This is a genomic window from Paeniglutamicibacter cryotolerans, from assembly GCF_014190875.1.
In the GTDB taxonomy this organism is placed as follows: Bacteria; Actinomycetota; Actinomycetes; order Actinomycetales; family Micrococcaceae; genus Paeniglutamicibacter; species Paeniglutamicibacter cryotolerans.
The window spans coordinates 638,978-654,291 of record NZ_JACHVS010000001.1 but is presented as its reverse complement, the minus strand read 5'-3'; the positions used below and the strand labels follow the sequence as shown (position 1 = coordinate 654,291).

Here is a 15,314-nt window from a genome sequence, read left to right as displayed (position 1 = left end):
GTGTCGACCCGTCAGTGATCGCGCGACTATTTCCGGATCATCGAGACGCTCCCGCCTGCGAGCCTGGTCATGACGTGGCGCCATGGGTCAAGCGCGTCGCCTGAGAAGGACTTTCCCCGCGCCCGATCCTCAGTCCCGCCGGTGTACCATGTGGATCGTCGCGTCGATCAGTGCCTCAATCAGCCGTGCCGAGCGCGCCTCGTTGGGGTCCGAGAGGTGCTGCATGCTCACCCCGTCGATCGTTGCGACGAAGAACCACGCAATGATCTCGAAATCGCGCCCCTCTTCCATTGCCGAGTTCGCTGCGCCCTGGCGGAACAGCTCGGCGGTTGACTTGACCCACCCCTCGTACATGGTGCGGTTCACCGCCAGCGCGCGTTCCTGCTCCTCGGCATCGAGCCGGTAGCGGCGCAGAAGCAGCTCGAGCGTGGTCACCTGCTCATGCGGTTCGGCCAACATCCGGTTCCAGATCCGGTGCGCGTGCTGGGTGATCGTTTCCTCGATGCTGGCACCGGGTGACATCGGTGGAAGCGCCCTGGCGTAGTCGGCGCTTAGATAGCGGTACACCTCCTCCAGTAGTTCGTCCTTACTGCGGAAGCAGTAGTGAAGTGCCGCCAGCGGTGCTTCGGCCTCCGCCGCTATGCGGCGCGTTGTTGCGGCACCGGCTCCATCGCGGGCAATGACACGTGCGGCTGCCTGCACGAATTGCAGGCTGCGGTCCTTTGCTGAGACTCGGGCCATGGGGCACCTCTTCCTGGGTTCATCCAATGGTAGGGCGGGCGTGGGCCCGGACGGTCGGGGGCCATGCTTCAGCGCCAAAAAAATAGTTCGGAAAAAGTATGGTCAATTGACTTAGTCATACGACATACTCTAATCCAAGAGTTGCGTGGATCACAGTATCCACAGCATGGAAAGAGAGGAGCCGAGCTGATGATCATGGCCCAAACGCTGCCCGCCGCAGAGCTGATCGTGCATTCCGGCGAAGTCCTGGCCTCCGATGGAGCGGCGCAGGCGAGTGCCGTGGCAATCGCAGGCGGTCGCATCCTGGCCGTCGGTGGGGCTGAACTGCTTCAGTTTGCCGAGGCCGGTACGATTCTCATCGACGCCGCCGGGGGAGCCATCCTGCCGGGCATCAACGACGGGCACCTGCACTTCGTGGCGAGTGCCGTCGCCGAATTCGGTACGGTCAAGATCGGTGCCGAAGTCGCCGGCGACTGGGCGGCAGTGGTCGACATCCTGCGGGCGGAATCCCCCGGCGAGGATGGCTGGATCCGCGCCCACGGCTGGGACGAGGTCGTCCTGGGCGAGGGCGGGCCCGATGCGTTGTTCGAGCTGCACCCCGACGCTCCGATGGTCGCCTACGACCAGACCGGACACCAGCTGCTGGTCAACCGGAAGGCAGCTGACCTTGCCGGGCTGGAGGGCAAAGTGGCAAAGGGGACTACCGGGGGAGTCGTTGGCACCAACGGCGACGGCACGGCAAACGGCAAGCTCACCGACGCCGCCATGGAACTGCTTTCTCCGGTCATTCCGCCCTTGCCAGCCGCACTGCTGCGCTCATCACTTCTTGCCTACCAGGCCAAGCTCCATGCCTGGGGCATCACCTCGCTGACCGAACCCGGTCTGGGACCGGGCGGCATGGGACTCTTCGGCGGCGCCTGCGCCACCGCCGGGCTGCAGGCTCTGGCGGACCTCGCGGCGAGTGGTGAACTCAGCCTCCGGGTCAACGCGCTGCTGTTGTTCACTGGAACCGGCGGAGCCACCGCGAAGGCGGTGGCCGAGGGGCTCGCCTCCGTGCTGCCCGGCTCACTCGAGGACCGCGGCATCGACGCTGATACGCTACGCATTGCGGGGGTCAAGGTCTTTGCCGATGGCACGCCACGCTCGGGCACCGCCTGGATGTCCGAGCCCTATGAGACCCCCTGCGGGCTCGATCACGGGGCAATGGTGATTGCCGGCGCCACCGACGCCGAACGCGAGGCGGAGTTGCGTGCCATTGTCGCGGCCATCCACGGCGCCGGGCTGCAGGCGGGCATCCACGCAACGGGCGATGCGACAACCGCCGCGGCCGTGGAAGCCATCGCCGCCGCGCAGGCAGCCGATCAGCGTGATGCCCGGCACTATATCATCCACGGCTCTTTCGCCGACGCCCAGGCGCTGGCCGATCTGGCCAAGCACGGCATCGGCTACAGCACCAACCCGGCCATCCGGGCTGGCGCCGGAGCCCTGATGCGCCGCGTGCTGGGAGCCGACCGCTTCGCCAAGCACCAGCCGCTGGCCTCGGCCCTGGCCGCCGGAATCAGGACAAACATCGCCTCCGATGCCCCGGTCACCAGCCCGGACTGGCGTGAAACCGTCATCGCGGCCGTCACCCGGGACTCATCGGCCGGGCCAGGAGCCGCCGACGACCCCGAACGGGTCCCGCTCGAAGCGGCAATCGACATGATGACCAGCCATCCGGCCTGGCAGGACCACGCCACCGGCCGCAAGGGCCGGATTGCCGCCGGATACCTCGCAGACCTGTGCGTCATGGAACAGCCGTTGGACCCGGACGTGGGCCACCTGCGCGGCAACCAGGTCAAGGCCACGATCGCCCACGGGCGCATCGTGCACCGGCTCGACTGATCCTTCCCCACCCGATAAACCCCTCGTTGGCGGCCAATGGACCGATCCAGCACACCCCCAGCCAAGGCGGCCATGCGGCAGCCGGCACTCCCAAGGAGACATCATGAAGAAGACAACACGATTCCTGGCCCTCGCTGCTGCGACGTCCGTCGCGCTGACACTGGCGGCCTGTGGGTCAGGGGACCAGGCGCCTGCCTCATCAGGTGGCGTCCAGACCCTGAAAGGTCGGCATTGTCGGCATCGGCTCGGACGCGGCCATCTCCTTCGCCCAGGACAAGGGCTACTTCGAGGCCGAGGGCCTGAAGGTCGAAACATCGGTGGTCGCTAACCCGCCGGCTGGCATCGCCGCAGCGCAGTCCGGCCAGCTGGATCTGACCTACACCCCCTCGATCCCCTTGTTGAACGCGCTTTCGCAGAACGTGAAACTGAAGATCGTCGCGGCGGCCGACGGCTACGCCCCCGATGCCATGGCCAAGGCAAAGGCCAACGGCAACAACGGGTCCATCGTGGATGACACGGGCCTGCTGGTCGGCAAGGACTCGGGCGTCGCCTCGGCCAAGGAGCTGGAGGGCAAGAACGTCTCGGTTCCGGCACGCAAGGCGCAGCTCGAGGTGACGATATCCAACACCATCAAGGAAGCCGGCGGGGACCCGTCCAAGGTCAACTGGATGGTGTTGGACCCGGCATCGGCGCTGCAGTCGCTGCAGCAGGGCCGCATCGATGCGGCAGGCCTGGTTGCCCCGTTCATCGCCAAGGGCGTCGCTGCCGGCGACAAGCTGGTCGCCTCCCCGGGGCTCGAGTTCTTCGAGACCGGCGCCGTCGGCCTCTGGGTTGCCGGCGACAGCGCGGTGAACTCCAAGACCGAAGCGATGGCCGGCTTCGAACGGGCCATCAACAAGGCCAATGCCTACGCCAACGAACATCACCCCGAGGCCCAGGAAGCAGCTGCCAAGCTCACCGACACCCCGCTGGATGTCATCAAGAGCGGTGCAGTTGCCTACTGGCCGACCAGCGTGGAGATCGCCGACATAGACCGGGTCAACGACCGCCTGGTGAACTTGGGATTCCTGCCGAAGAAGGTGGAACTCAATGACGGTCTTATCCTCAACCAGAAGTAGCCGGGTCCCGAAGGGGCTGATGGTCCGCCCCCGGAGGAAGAACGCGCTGCTGCGTCCCGGCCTGGGACTGCTCGGGGCACTGATCGCGCTGGGCATCTGGCAGCTGACCGCGGTGGCCGGGAGCTTCGGCAACGCCCTGCCCACCGCCACAGAGACCATCGGCAGGTTCGTTGAGCTGCTGGGCACCGCAACGTTCTGGCACGACGCTGGACTTACCGTCGCCATAGCGCTGACGGGCCTGGGCATCAGCGCCGTGCTCGGCGTTCTGCTCGGTGTGCTCATGGGCAGCTCGCGGGTCATCCGCGCCGCCACGCTGGCGATCTTCGAATTCCTCAAACCGATTCCGCCGATTGTGGTGCTGCCGCTGATGGTCATGGTGCTGGGCCCCACCACGCCGATGGCGCTGGTGCTGGTGGTCATCGGATGTGCGCTGGGCATTGCCATGCAGACGATGGCCGGTGTCGCCGACACCGACCCGGTGGCGCTGTCCACCGCCCGGTCCTACGGACTGGGCAGGGGCGAAACGATGTGGCGGATCGTGCTGCCCAGCGCGGGCCCCTTCATCGGCACCGCGATGCGCGTCTCCGCCCCGGCATCGCTGGTGGTCACCGTCGTTGCCGGGCTGCTCGGAGGCGCACCCGGCCTGGGCCGCTCCATCTACCAGGCTCAGGCGGCCGGCAACTACGCCACGCTCTACGCACTGGTTGCCGTGCTGGGCATCCTGGGACTGGTGTTCCAGGGCGTTGCCGAATCGGTCGAAGCCAAGGTGCTGCACTGGCACCCGTCCCACAGGGAGGTGAAACCATGAAAAGCAGCAAGGCCCTCTGGGCGATCGGCGTCCTGACCCCGCTCGCCGCGCTCGCCGCGTGGTGGTTCGGCAGCGCGAACTCCACGAACCCCTTCTTTCCTCCGCTGCAGCAGATCCTGATCCGCTTCCAGGAACTGTGGCTCTTCGCCCACTTCAGCTCGGATGTGATGCTCTCGCTGCGCAACCTCACGCTGGGCTTCACCCTGGGCGTCGCGGCCGGGCTGGTCATCGGCTTCGTCCTGGCCATGGTCCCGTTGATCCGGTGGATGTTCGAACCGGTCATCCACTTCTTCCGTGGCATCCCGGCCGTGGCCCTGGTGCCGATCTTGATCACGCTGATCGGCTTCGGCGTGGAAATGCGCGTGGCGAACATCGCCCTGGCGGCGTTCTTCCCCACGCTGATCGCCACCATGGACGGCATCCGCTCGGTGGACGGCGGGCTGAAAGACGTCTGCCAGGTCTACCGGTTGACGACGGCCGAACGCATCACCCGGGTCTACCTGCCCTCCGCCTCCCCACAGATCGCCTCCGGCATGCAGGTCAGCCTGCAGGTCGCATTCATCGTGATGATCGCCTCCGAAATGCTCGGCTCCTCGCAGGGCATCGGCGCGCTGACGCTGTTGGCCCAGCAGTCGTTCATGTCGGCTGATATGTGGGCGGGCATCCTGCTGCTGGGGCTGATCGGTTTCATGGCCAACATGGTCTTCGAACTGGTCAAACGCCGGGTCCTCGCCTGGTACATCGGATTGCGGGCCCAGGAGCGCGCAGCATGAGCACGCACAGCCCCACCGCATCCACCACCCGCACCACAACACTGGAGTCAGACATGGAAACCTCGATTCAGACCACGCCGCGGCTGGAGGTCAATGCCCTGGGCAAGAGCTACGGGTCCGGCCCCACGGCGGCCCGGATCATCGGGGACTTGACTTTCTCGGTGGATGCCGGCGAGGTGGTCTGCATCGTCGGGCCATCGGGCGTCGGCAAGACGACACTGCTCAAGTGCCTGGCCGGGTTGCACCCGCTGTCCTCCGGGTCGATCGAGATCGACGGGAAGGAGATCTCCGGCCCGCCGCCGGAAATGGCGCTGGTCTTCCAGGACTACTCGCGCTCGCTGATGCCCTGGCTGACTGTACGCAAGAACCTGCTGCTGCCGCTGCGCCACCTGCGCCTGCCCAAGGCCGAACTGAACCGCCGCATCGACGAGGCGCTGGAGGCAGTGGGCCTGAGCGCAGCGGTGAACAAGTACCCGTGGCAGCTCTCCGGCGGAATGCAGCAGCGTGTGGCCATCGCCCGGGCGCTGGCCTACCAGCCCGAGATCCTGGTCATGGACGAGCCGTTCGCCTCGGTCGACGCGCAGACCCGCTTCGAGCTCGAGGACCTCTGCCTGAAGATCCGCGACGACTTCAACATGACCATCCTGCTGGTCACCCACGACATCGACGAGGCCGTTTACCTGGCGGACCGTGTGGTGGCCATCGGCTCCAAGCCGGCCCGGGTGTTGGAAATCGTCGACATCGACCTGCCCGCGCCCCGGGACCAGATCCACACCCGTGCGCTGCCCGAGTTCGCCGTCCAGCGCACCAACGTGCTGTCGCTGATCAGGAAGGCCTGATGTTGCGGGAACCAGGCGCCGCGAAGCGCCCCAACGTGATCGTTTTCATCGCCGACCAGTTGCGCGCCGACCACCTGGGCTTTGCCGGAAACAACCAGGTGCGCACCCCGAACATCGACGCGCTGGCGGCCGAATCGGTCATCTTCACCGAGGCGACGGTCGCCAACCCGACCTGCATGCCGAACCGCGCATCGCTGCTCACCGGGCGCTGGCCCTCGGCCCATGGCACCCGCTGCAACGGGATTGCGTTGGATCCCGACGCCTCGACGTTCGTGCGCCAGCTGGCGTCCGACGGGTACAACACGGCGGCCGTCGGAAAGCTGCACCACCAGAACATGGGCTGGGACTTCGAGCCCGAACAGCGCGAGCAGATCGAACAAACCCAGCCGCTGCTGCTGGAATCCGGGGCCCGCGATTCGGCGCACCGGGACCGTGATGCCGGATGGGACCAGTGGGAAAACCGGGCCCGGCACGATGCCTCCCTGGTCGAGATGCCCGCCGACTACTACGGGTACCAGGAGGTCGACCTGGTCATCGGGCACGGGGACGCCCCCGGCGGGCACTACGTGCATTGGGCCCGCGAACGCGGCGTCGATCCGCGCGCTCTCGGCGGGGTCGAGCAGGCACTGGACCGGGCCGCGTCCTGGGAACAGGTCTACACCTCGGCGATCCCGGCCGAGGCCCATCCCACCCGCTTCATCGGTGAACGGGCCGAGGCGCGGGTCCGTGCCGCTGCGGCGCAGGATGACCCGTTCTTCCTGTTCGTCTCGTTCCCGGACCCGCATCACCCCTTTGCCCCGCCGGTGGACTATTCCCGACTCTACGATCCCGAGGCACTCGAACTCCCGATCGGGTTCGAGCAGGACCATGCTGCCTCCCCGGCACACATCAGGGAGATGATTGACGCGCGGGGCATTCCGAACAGCGACCCGACGATGTCGTTTGCCGTGAACGAGGAGCAGTACCGCGCGGCCGCGGCGGCCCAGTACGGGCTGATCACGTTCATGGACGAGCAGATCGGCAACGTGCTGAGCGCGCTGCGGGAAACCGGGCAGTACCAGGACACGATCATCGTGTTCACCTCCGACCACGGGGACCTGTTCGGAGACCATGGCCTGATGCTCAAGCACTTCGTGCATTACCGGGCCGTGACCCGCGTGCCGTTGACCATCCGGGTTCCGGGGCTTGTCCCCGGGCTGAACGGTTCGCTGGTCTCCAGCGCCGACGTGGCACCGACCCTGCTGGGGCTCACTGCGACCCCCGCGTTCCGCGGAATCCAGGGCATGAGCCTGCAGCCGCTCTTGACCGGTGAAAAGACGCGACTCAGGGAGGCGGTACTGGTGGAGGAGGAACAGCCATTTTCGTTGTCGGGGCTTCCGGCGCCGGTGCGCATGCGCACGGTCATTACCGAAGAGGGACGGATGACGATCTACTTCGGTACCGACGAACTCGAGGTCTACGACCACCGCAGCGACCCGCACGAGCTGGTCAATGTCGCATTCGATCCGACGGCATCGGGGCTTCGCCACCGCCTGGAATCGGCCATGCTCCAGAGCATGGCCGGGGTTCTGGACGACGGGATAGCTCCTACGGCAGCAGCTTGAGTGCCCGGGCGGGTACCGGCTCCCGCCCTTTGTACGCTGGCCGTCAAGGGATGATCGGTTAAAGCCAAGCCAAGCCAAGCCAAGCCAAGTCAAGCCAAGCCACGGCCCGCCTGAATGCGACAGAGTTCTGGGTAAGGGGCATTCAACCCGTGCCCAACGAACGGTACAGTGGGAGCACTGTCCATGTGGGACGAGGATCAAAAGGTGGCGCTGGTGACCGGAGGCGGCACCGGAATCGGTGCTGCCATCGCCGGGAAACTGGCGGCAGAGGGCCTGCGGGTGGTTATTATCGGGCGCCGGGCGGAACCGTTGCATCTGGTTGCCGAGCAGATCGGTGCGCTCGCCAGGCCGGAGACATGTCGACTTCCGCGTGTGCCGACGCAGTCATCGCCGCCGTCCTGCAGGCCCACGGCAGGCTGGACGTCGTGGTGGCAAACGCCGGCGGGCACGGGGTCGCCACCGTGGGGCAGACCAGCGACGAGGACTGGGCGGCATCACTGAATGCGAACCTCACCACGGCCTTCATGCCGATTCGGTCGGCCCTGCCGGCGCTCACCGATTCAGCCGGGGCCATTGTGGTCATCTCATCCTTGGCCGGACTCGATGCCGGCCCACAGACTGCCGGGTACACGGTGGGAAAGCACGCACTGATCGGCCGGATGAGGTCACAGGCCCGCGACTACGGGCGCCGGGGAATCCGCGTCAACGCCCTGTGCCCCGGCTGAGCCGGCACCCCGATGGCCGATACCGGAATGGTCGAGCTGAAGGCCGGCGGAGGGCTGGACAGCCGGGACGCGGCCTCAGCGAAGGTTGCGGAAAACGTGCCGCTGGACCGTGCGGAAGAACCGGCCGAAAGGGCCTCCATCGTCTCGTTCCAGGCCTCTGAAACATCCTCTTCCACCACCGGCGTAACCACAGCGGCAGAAGGCGGGCGCACAACGTGGACCAGCGCACGCTCGCTTTCGGCTCATAGCGGGCTGGCAATCGACCCGAAACGGGCCCACGTGCGCTCTTACCCAAATGGTGTGCGCTGAACGTCATGCCCATGGGCGGCAAACGAGGGCAGACTAGGCACATTATCGCGCTTCATCAACCGTTCCCTGAGGAAAGTGTTTCAGATGTCAAAATCTAGAAGTACAGAAGTCGGAAAACTGCAGGCCAACGCATTAGGAGTCCCGGGGGTGGTGTTCCTCGTGCTGGCAGCTGTGGCACCGCTGACCGGTGTCGTCGTGGTGGCGGCCATGGCCATCGCCTTGGGCAACGGTGGTGGCATGGTCGTCTCGTTCCTGGTGGTCGCCGCCATCCTGCTGCTCTTTGCCGTGGGCTACGCGCAGATGTCCAAGAAACTAGTCAACGCGGGCGGTTTCTATGCCTTCGTGGTCAAGGGCCTGGGGCCCGTCGGCGGCCTGGTCGCCGGCTTCATCGCCACCATGGGCTATAACTTCTTCGTTGCCGGTGCCATTGGCACCACCGGATTCTTCATGCAGATCATCATCGCCGACCTCTTCGGCCTGAACGTGCACTGGATCATCTGGGGCATCGCGGCCATGGCCGTGGCATTCCTCTTCGCCCGGCGCGGAATCGACTTCAGCGCCAAGGTGCTGGGCGTCGCCCTGGTGCTCGAGACCCTGATGCTGATGATCTTCGACTTTGCCGTGCTCTTCCAGTCCGGTTTCACCTTCGATGTCTTCAGCCCCGAAATCATCCTGACCGGATCCTTCGGCATCGGCTTGCTCCTCGCATCCACCGGCTTCCTTGGGTTCGAGGCCACCGCCCTCTTTGGTGAGGAAGCCAAGAGCCCGCTCAAGACCATCCCGCGGGCGACCTACATCGCCATCACGACTATCGGGCTGATTCTGGCCTTCACCACATGGGCCATCGTCAGTGCCATCGGTGCAGCCCAGGCACAGACGGTGGCTCTGGAGCACCTGGAATCGGGCGACCTGATCTTCAGTCTTTCGGAGCAGTACCTCGGCGGGTTCCTGACCCGTACCATGATGATCCTGCTCATGGTCTCCCTGTTCGCCGCACTGCTGGCCTTCCACAACGCGGCAACCCGTTACCTGTTTGCGCTCGGCCGTGCCCGGGTCCTGCCCAAGTCCCTGTCCGTGACAGCGAAGAACGGCGTCCCGCTGACCGGCGGCATTGTCAACTTCGTGTTTGCCGGAGCTGTCGCCGCAGCATTTGCCGTGTCCGGCATGGACCCGATCCTCACGCTGGTGCCGACCATGATCGGATTCGGAACCCTGTGCATCCTGGTGCTGCAGATGCTTGCCGCCCTCTCCATCGTGGTCTACTTCCGTCGTGAAGGCGACAATCGCTGGCTTTCCACCTTCGTGGCTCCCGGCATCGGGTTCCTCGGGCTGCTGTGCATCGTGGCCATGGCCATTTGGAACTTCCCGCTGCTTGCCGGTTCCGACGCGCTGGCCGTCTCGCTGCTGCCGATCCTGCTGCTGCTCGCGTTGATCGGCGCCGTCATCTACGGCAACTACCTACGTGCGAAGAAACCGGGAACATATGCTGGACTGAGCAACGACCTGGAGAAGTTCGAGGAAGTGGCCCCGGCCGACATCCGGAACTAACGCACCACCCGGAATCTTTCCGGGAACGCCCACCACCCCCTGTTTCGGGTCCGCTACCGCCTTGACCGGCGGTGCCGGGCCCGAAACCGTTAACCCAAACAGGAGCAGGATTTGTCCCCGCACGTGCTGATGGCCAGTTATCTCGAACCAGAACTCGTGCAGCGGCTGCGAGCAGGGGTGCCCCGCGCCGAGATCCACTACGCGCCGGAACTGCTGCCGGTCCCCGGATTCCGCAGCGACCACCGGGGTACCCCGCGCGAGCTGGACGCCGGGCAGTTGGGGACATGGCACTCGTTGCTGGGTCGGGCCGAGGTGATGTTCGACTTCGACTGGTGGCAACCGGAGTGCTGGCGCAAAAACAGCCCGAACCTGAAATGGGTCCAGGGGACTTCGGCCGGCATCGGAGCGCGCGCAGCTGCCTTGGGCTTCACCGACGATGCTGTTGCCCTCACCACGGCAGCCGGCGTCCATGCCAGGGCGCTAGCGGAGTTCGTGGTGGCCGGGCTGCTGCACTTCGTGCGCGATGTCCCCGGGCTTCAGCGCGGCATGGCCGACCGGGACTGGAAAACCGGGGCCAGTGCCACGCTACGGGGGCGCAAAGCGCTGATTGTGGGCGCGGGAAGCATCGGGCGGGAAGTGGCCAGGACACTGGACTTCTTCGGGGTCGACTGTATCGGGACCACCCGGACACCCCGGGATCTGGGTCGGCCGTTCGGTGCCTGCGTCGAGTTCGGCCCCGCGGCGCTGGGAGCCGCTGACATCGTGGTGCTTGCCTGCCCGCTGACCCATGAGACCCGGGGATTGCTGGGCGCCGAACAGCTGGCAGCCATGAAGCCCGGGTCGTTGCTGGTCAACATTGCCCGCGGCGAGGTCGTTGACCAGCGGGCCCTGATCGCGTTCCTGGAAGCTGGACACCTCTCCGGCGCCGTGCTTGATGTCGCCCACCCGGAACCGCTGCCCGCCGGGAATCCGCTCTGGAGCGCCCCAAACGTGCTGTTGAGCCCGCATACCGCAGCAAACGTATGGACGGAAAACGAGCGGCTCGTTGAGCTTTTCGTGGACAACCTCAACCGGTACATCGACGGGCAACCGCTGCGCAACCCCTACGATTCGGCACGCGGCTACTGAGCCTTGGAACGCCGACCGGTCAGCAGATAGGCCAGGGGGCCGGCGAAGTTAATGAACGACAGGGCAACCCACTTGCCCTTGGCGCCATTGACCAGTTCTGCCGGGCGCCGGGCCAGATCCCGCAGCACGATGAACTGCAGCCCCAACTGCACTGCGGCCAGCGCCAGGATGCGGAACCGGCTCTTGGGGCTCAGGTCTTTCCAACGCTTCTTGGTAGCCATCAAATTCCTCGTTTGTTCAGAGGGCCCGAAGGGGGGAAACAGAAGCCGGGGCCCGGGGACAAGGCTTCCACTGCCCATACTATGCCGGTGGGCCCGGGGTGAAACCGTCGCGGAGCCGTTCCATTTCGCGCCTGTCCTTTTTCGTCGGCCTGCCGGTGCCGCGGTCGCGTACCGGAATCTGCGGAATGTATTCCTTGGGCCGTGGCGGCGTGTGGTCGATGAAGCAACGGGCGGCCGCCTCGGGGCCGACGCGCTTGGAAATGACGTACTGGACTTCCAGGATGCGCTCGAATCCGGGCTGCCGGACCCTGATCCGGTCACCCGGGACAATGATTTGGGCTGCCTTCACGGGCCTGTCGCCCAGCCGGACATGGCCGGCCCGGCATGCGGCGGTTGCCGCGGACCGCGTCTTATAAATACGGATCGCCCATAGCCACGCGTCGACGCGGACGGCTGCCTTGGAAATGCTAATACTCGTCACAGTGGCCGATTCTACGGGCAAAGGACAATCGATGCTGTACCTCGGCGCGGTGATGAACAGCAGGCCGACCGGAGGGCGTCGTGGAAGCCCGATGCTGAGGGAACCCGGTCCGCGTTTATTTCGTGGCGTTGTCGCAGGCCGTCATCAGCTGCTGCTGGACGTCCTTCGGTGTCTCCAGGCCCGAATCGGCAAATGCGCGCAGCGGAGTGGTGAATTCCCGGGGGAGGCCCGACTGCTCGGCCAGGTCCATGAAGCCGGAGAGCTTCTTCACTTCGGCTGCATTGAGCTTGCCGTCGCGCACCGGGGCGCAGATTGCCTTGACCGCCTCGGTCCTTGCCGTTTCGGCTACCTGAGATGCAGCGCTCGAGGCGGCCTGCTTAGCCGTATCCGCCACCTGGGCACAGCCTGATGAAGCCATGAGGGCCAAGGCGACGGCCGTGCCGGAAAGGATCTTGAACAGGGATGAACGCATGTGCATAAGCGTATCCGGTGATGTGGCGGTGGAAGCTTGCGACCCGGACCCCGTCAGCCCGCTCCGTAGGCGGCCGGTTCGCGGCACGACGTGGCTGAGATGTGGCAAATGAAGCGGGGTGCCAGGGTCGATACGGCAGACTAGTGCTGGTGAGTGAGCTGAACATCATCCAGAAGATCGCATCCGAACTCGACGTCAAGGACTGGCAGGTCCGCGCCGCCATTGAACTGCTCGACGGGGGAGCGACCGTTCCCTTCATCGCCCGGTACCGCAAGGAAGCAACCGGGACTCTTGATGATGCCCAGCTGCGGGACCTGGAAGAACGGTTGCGCTACCTGCGCGAGCTCGAAGACCGCCGCGCCACCGTGCTCAAGGCCATCGACGAGGCCGGAAAGCTCACCGCCGAGCTGCGCACCTCAATCTTGGACGCCTCCACGAAGTCAGAGCTTGAAGACCTTTATCTTCCCTATAAGTCCAAGCGCCGTACCCGGGCCTAGGTTGCCCGCGAAGCGGGGCTCGAACCGCTGGCCGACGCACTGCTCCGGGATGCGAACCTGGATCCGGAATCAACGGCTGCCGCCTATCTGAATGAGGAACACGCGATCCTTGCGGCAGCAGATGCGCTGGCCGGAGCCCGGGCGATCCTCACCGAACGCGTGGGCCTTGATGCGCCGCTGGTGGCTGATCTTCGTGAGCGGCTCTGGAAGGGCGGGCGGCTACGCTCCACCGCAACCGCTGCATCGGCTGCCGACATGGATCGTTCGAAGTTCGCCGACTACGCCGACTTCGTCCAGCCAATCCATGCCCAGCCCTCGCACCGGGTCCTGGCCCTGCTGCGTGGGGAACGCGAGGGTGCGTTGAACCTGGAACTGGCGGAGGCTGATCCGCGTGACGAGGACGCTTTGACGAAGGCCCGCTCCGGCTACGAGGCGGCAGTTGCCCGGTCGTTGGGCGTGACGGCTGGCGCAGATGCCCCGGCCGGAAAATGGTTGGCCCAAACGGTCAGGCTTGCTTGGCGAGGCAGGCTGCTGGCCCGGCTGGAATCGGATCTGCGCACTCGGCTGTTCGAGGCGGCGGAGGAGGCGGCGGTCAAGGTCTTCGCCGCCAACCTACGAGACGTGCTTCTGGCGGCACCCGCCGGAAACCGCACCGTGCTGGGCTTGGACCCGGGGCTGCGCACCGGGGTGAAAGCCGCAGTGGTGGACGGCACCGGAAAGGTAGTGGATATCGCGACCATCTACCCGCACGCACCGGCCAACAAATGGAACGAATCTCTGGCAACGCTTGCCGCACTGGCAAAAAAACACGGCACCGAACTCATCGCCGTGGGCAACGGGACCGCAAGCCGGGAAACGGACAAGCTCGCCGGCGAGCTGATCGCCCTACTCACCGACAAACCGGCAAAGGTCATCGTCTCCGAGGCGGGTGCTTCGGTGTATTCGGCTTCGGCGCTTGCCTCGGCCGAACTGCCCGAACTGGACGTCTCCATCCGCGGCGCCGTCTCCATCGCGCGCCGGCTGCAGGACCCCTTGGCTGAACTGGTGAAGATCGAACCCAAGTCCATCGGCGTGGGCCAGTACCAGCATGACCTGAATCCGACGAAGCTGGACCGTTCACTGGATGCCGTGGTGGAGGACTGCGTGAATGCCGTAGGCGTCGATGTGAATACCGCATCCCCGTCGCTGCTGGCGCGGGTCGCCGGTGTCGGCCCGCTGCTCAGTCGTAACATCGTCGAATACCGCGATGCGAACGGGCCCTTTGCCACCCGGCGTGCGCTGCTTAAGGTTCCGCGTTTGGGGGCCAAGGCCTTTGAACAATGTGCGGGCTTCCTGCGTGTATCCGGAGGCAAGGAACCCCTGGATGCGTTGGCCGTGCACCCGGAGGCCTACGCCCTCGCCAAGAAGCTGCTGAGTGCGGCAGGCACCGGATCGGTGGCGACGCTGGATGCCTCGGCCTTCGTGGATGATTAGTTCGGCCTGCCGACGGTATGCGACGTGATCAGTGAGCTGGTGCGCCCTGCCCGCGACCCGCGCCCCGAATTCGTGACGGCAGCGCTGAAGGAAGGGGTCGAGAAGATCTCGGATCTGGCCCCGGGGATGATCTTGGAGGGAACGGTCTCCAACGTGGCGGCCTTCGGCGCCTTCGTGGATGTGGGAGTGCACCAGGATGGGCTGGTCCATGTCTCGGCCATGAGCTCCAAGTTCATTTCAGATCCGCGGGAGGTGGTGACTTCCGGGCAGGTCGTCAAGGTCAAGGTGCTGGAAGTCGATCCCGGGCGTAAGCGCATTTCACTGACCCTTCGCCTCGATGACGACTTGCCGGCTGCCGGAGAGTCGAAAACCGGCGGATCACGCGGACCGCGCGGGGCAGAGCATCCGCGCTCCGGTGCTCCCGCGGCAGCCAAGGAGGCCAGGGTTCCGGCCCCGGGAAGCTCGGCTATGGCCGATGCCCTGCGACGGGCTGGACTAGGCAAATAGCGCCCTACCCGAGGGGCATAAATTTGCGGCCGACATCCGGACAGCACCCGGCGCACGAGACCGGGAGAGGAATGCCAGAGCATCACCTGTTTCGCTACGAGGTCACTGCTGCTTCCCCGGCTCATCAGTGCCGCTGCGGGTGCCCGAACCCCTACCTGTGAATCAGTCCCCGAGTGTGCCGGTATT

At 65.6% G+C, this 15,314-nt stretch carries 13 protein-coding genes and 2 pseudogenes; 11 read left to right on the top strand and 4 right to left on the bottom strand.

Going from position 1 to position 15,314, the window contains the following annotated elements:
• Positions 1-129 precede the first annotated feature (129 nt).
• On the bottom strand, positions 130-741 hold the full coding sequence (locus E9229_RS03155) for a TetR/AcrR family transcriptional regulator (protein WP_183509820.1): 612 nt from the start codon (positions 739-741) through the stop codon (positions 130-132).
• Between the two features lie 189 nt (positions 742-930).
• On the opposite strand from E9229_RS03155, the gene E9229_RS03150 reads away from it, so the two are divergent.
• From E9229_RS03150 to E9229_RS03110, 10 genes and pseudogenes are all read left to right on the top strand, one after another.
• A complete protein-coding gene (locus E9229_RS03150; protein ID WP_183509819.1) occupies positions 931-2,625 on the top strand; it encodes an amidohydrolase in 1,695 nt (564 codons plus the stop codon).
• Positions 2,626-2,855: 230 nt separating this feature from the next.
• The gene (locus tag E9229_RS03145) at positions 2,856-3,743 is read left to right on the top strand and encodes an ABC transporter substrate-binding protein (RefSeq protein WP_312855695.1); all 888 of its coding nucleotides are present in this window, start codon (positions 2,856-2,858) and stop codon (positions 3,741-3,743) included.
• The gene (locus E9229_RS03140) at positions 3,715-4,551 is read left to right on the top strand and encodes an ABC transporter permease (protein ID WP_246380338.1); all 837 of its coding nucleotides are present in this window, start codon (positions 3,715-3,717) and stop codon (positions 4,549-4,551) included. The genes E9229_RS03145 and E9229_RS03140 overlap by 29 nt, the downstream gene beginning before the upstream one ends.
• Entirely contained in the window at positions 4,548-5,324 is a 777-nt protein-coding gene (locus E9229_RS03135) for an ABC transporter permease (RefSeq protein WP_183509818.1), read from the top strand. The genes E9229_RS03140 and E9229_RS03135 overlap by 4 nt, the downstream gene beginning before the upstream one ends.
• A 53-nt stretch (positions 5,325-5,377) precedes the next feature.
• Positions 5,378-6,163, top strand: coding sequence for an ABC transporter ATP-binding protein (locus E9229_RS03130; protein ID WP_183511845.1), 786 nt, complete (start codon positions 5,378-5,380; stop codon positions 6,161-6,163).
• Positions 6,163-7,767, top strand: coding sequence for a sulfatase family protein (locus E9229_RS03125; RefSeq protein WP_183509817.1), 1,605 nt, complete (start codon positions 6,163-6,165; stop codon positions 7,765-7,767). Before E9229_RS03130 ends, E9229_RS03125 begins: the two co-directional genes overlap by 1 nt.
• Positions 7,768-7,950: 183 nt before the next feature.
• Positions 7,951-8,492: pseudogene (locus E9229_RS19235) on the top strand (SDR family NAD(P)-dependent oxidoreductase).
• Positions 8,493-8,504: 12 nt separating this feature from the next.
• Positions 8,505-8,801 (top strand): hypothetical protein, encoded by a 297-nt coding sequence (locus tag E9229_RS19230; protein ID WP_246380336.1) that lies wholly within the window; start codon positions 8,505-8,507, stop codon positions 8,799-8,801.
• Positions 8,802-8,948: 147 nt separating this feature from the next.
• On the top strand, positions 8,949-10,349 hold the full coding sequence (locus tag E9229_RS03115; protein ID WP_312855585.1) for an APC family permease: 1,401 nt from the start codon (positions 8,949-8,951) through the stop codon (positions 10,347-10,349).
• Positions 10,350-10,460: 111 nt separating this feature from the next.
• On the top strand, positions 10,461-11,477 hold the full coding sequence (locus E9229_RS03110) for a D-2-hydroxyacid dehydrogenase (protein ID WP_221184352.1): 1,017 nt from the start codon (positions 10,461-10,463) through the stop codon (positions 11,475-11,477).
• Here the strand turns inward: E9229_RS03110 and E9229_RS03105 are convergent.
• The 3 genes from E9229_RS03105 to E9229_RS03095 all read right to left on the bottom strand — a co-directional run bounded on the left by E9229_RS03105 (position 11,471) and on the right by E9229_RS03095 (position 12,657).
• On the bottom strand, positions 11,471-11,698 hold the full coding sequence (locus E9229_RS03105) for a hypothetical protein (RefSeq protein ID WP_183509815.1): 228 nt from the start codon (positions 11,696-11,698) through the stop codon (positions 11,471-11,473). The genes E9229_RS03110 and E9229_RS03105 overlap by 7 nt on opposite strands.
• 79 nt (positions 11,699-11,777) lie before the next feature.
• Positions 11,778-12,179: an RNA-binding S4 domain-containing protein gene (locus tag E9229_RS03100; protein WP_183509814.1), complete on the bottom strand. Its 402-nt coding sequence runs from the start codon at positions 12,177-12,179 to the stop codon at positions 11,778-11,780.
• A gap of 115 nt (positions 12,180-12,294) precedes the next feature.
• Entirely contained in the window at positions 12,295-12,657 is a 363-nt protein-coding gene (locus E9229_RS03095; RefSeq protein WP_221184350.1) for a hypothetical protein, read from the bottom strand.
• A 137-nt stretch (positions 12,658-12,794) separates the two neighbouring features.
• On the opposite strand from E9229_RS03095, the pseudogene E9229_RS03090 reads away from it, so the two are divergent.
• Positions 12,795-15,128, top strand: a pseudogene (locus E9229_RS03090) (Tex family protein).
• Positions 15,129-15,314: the final 186 nt, after the last annotated feature.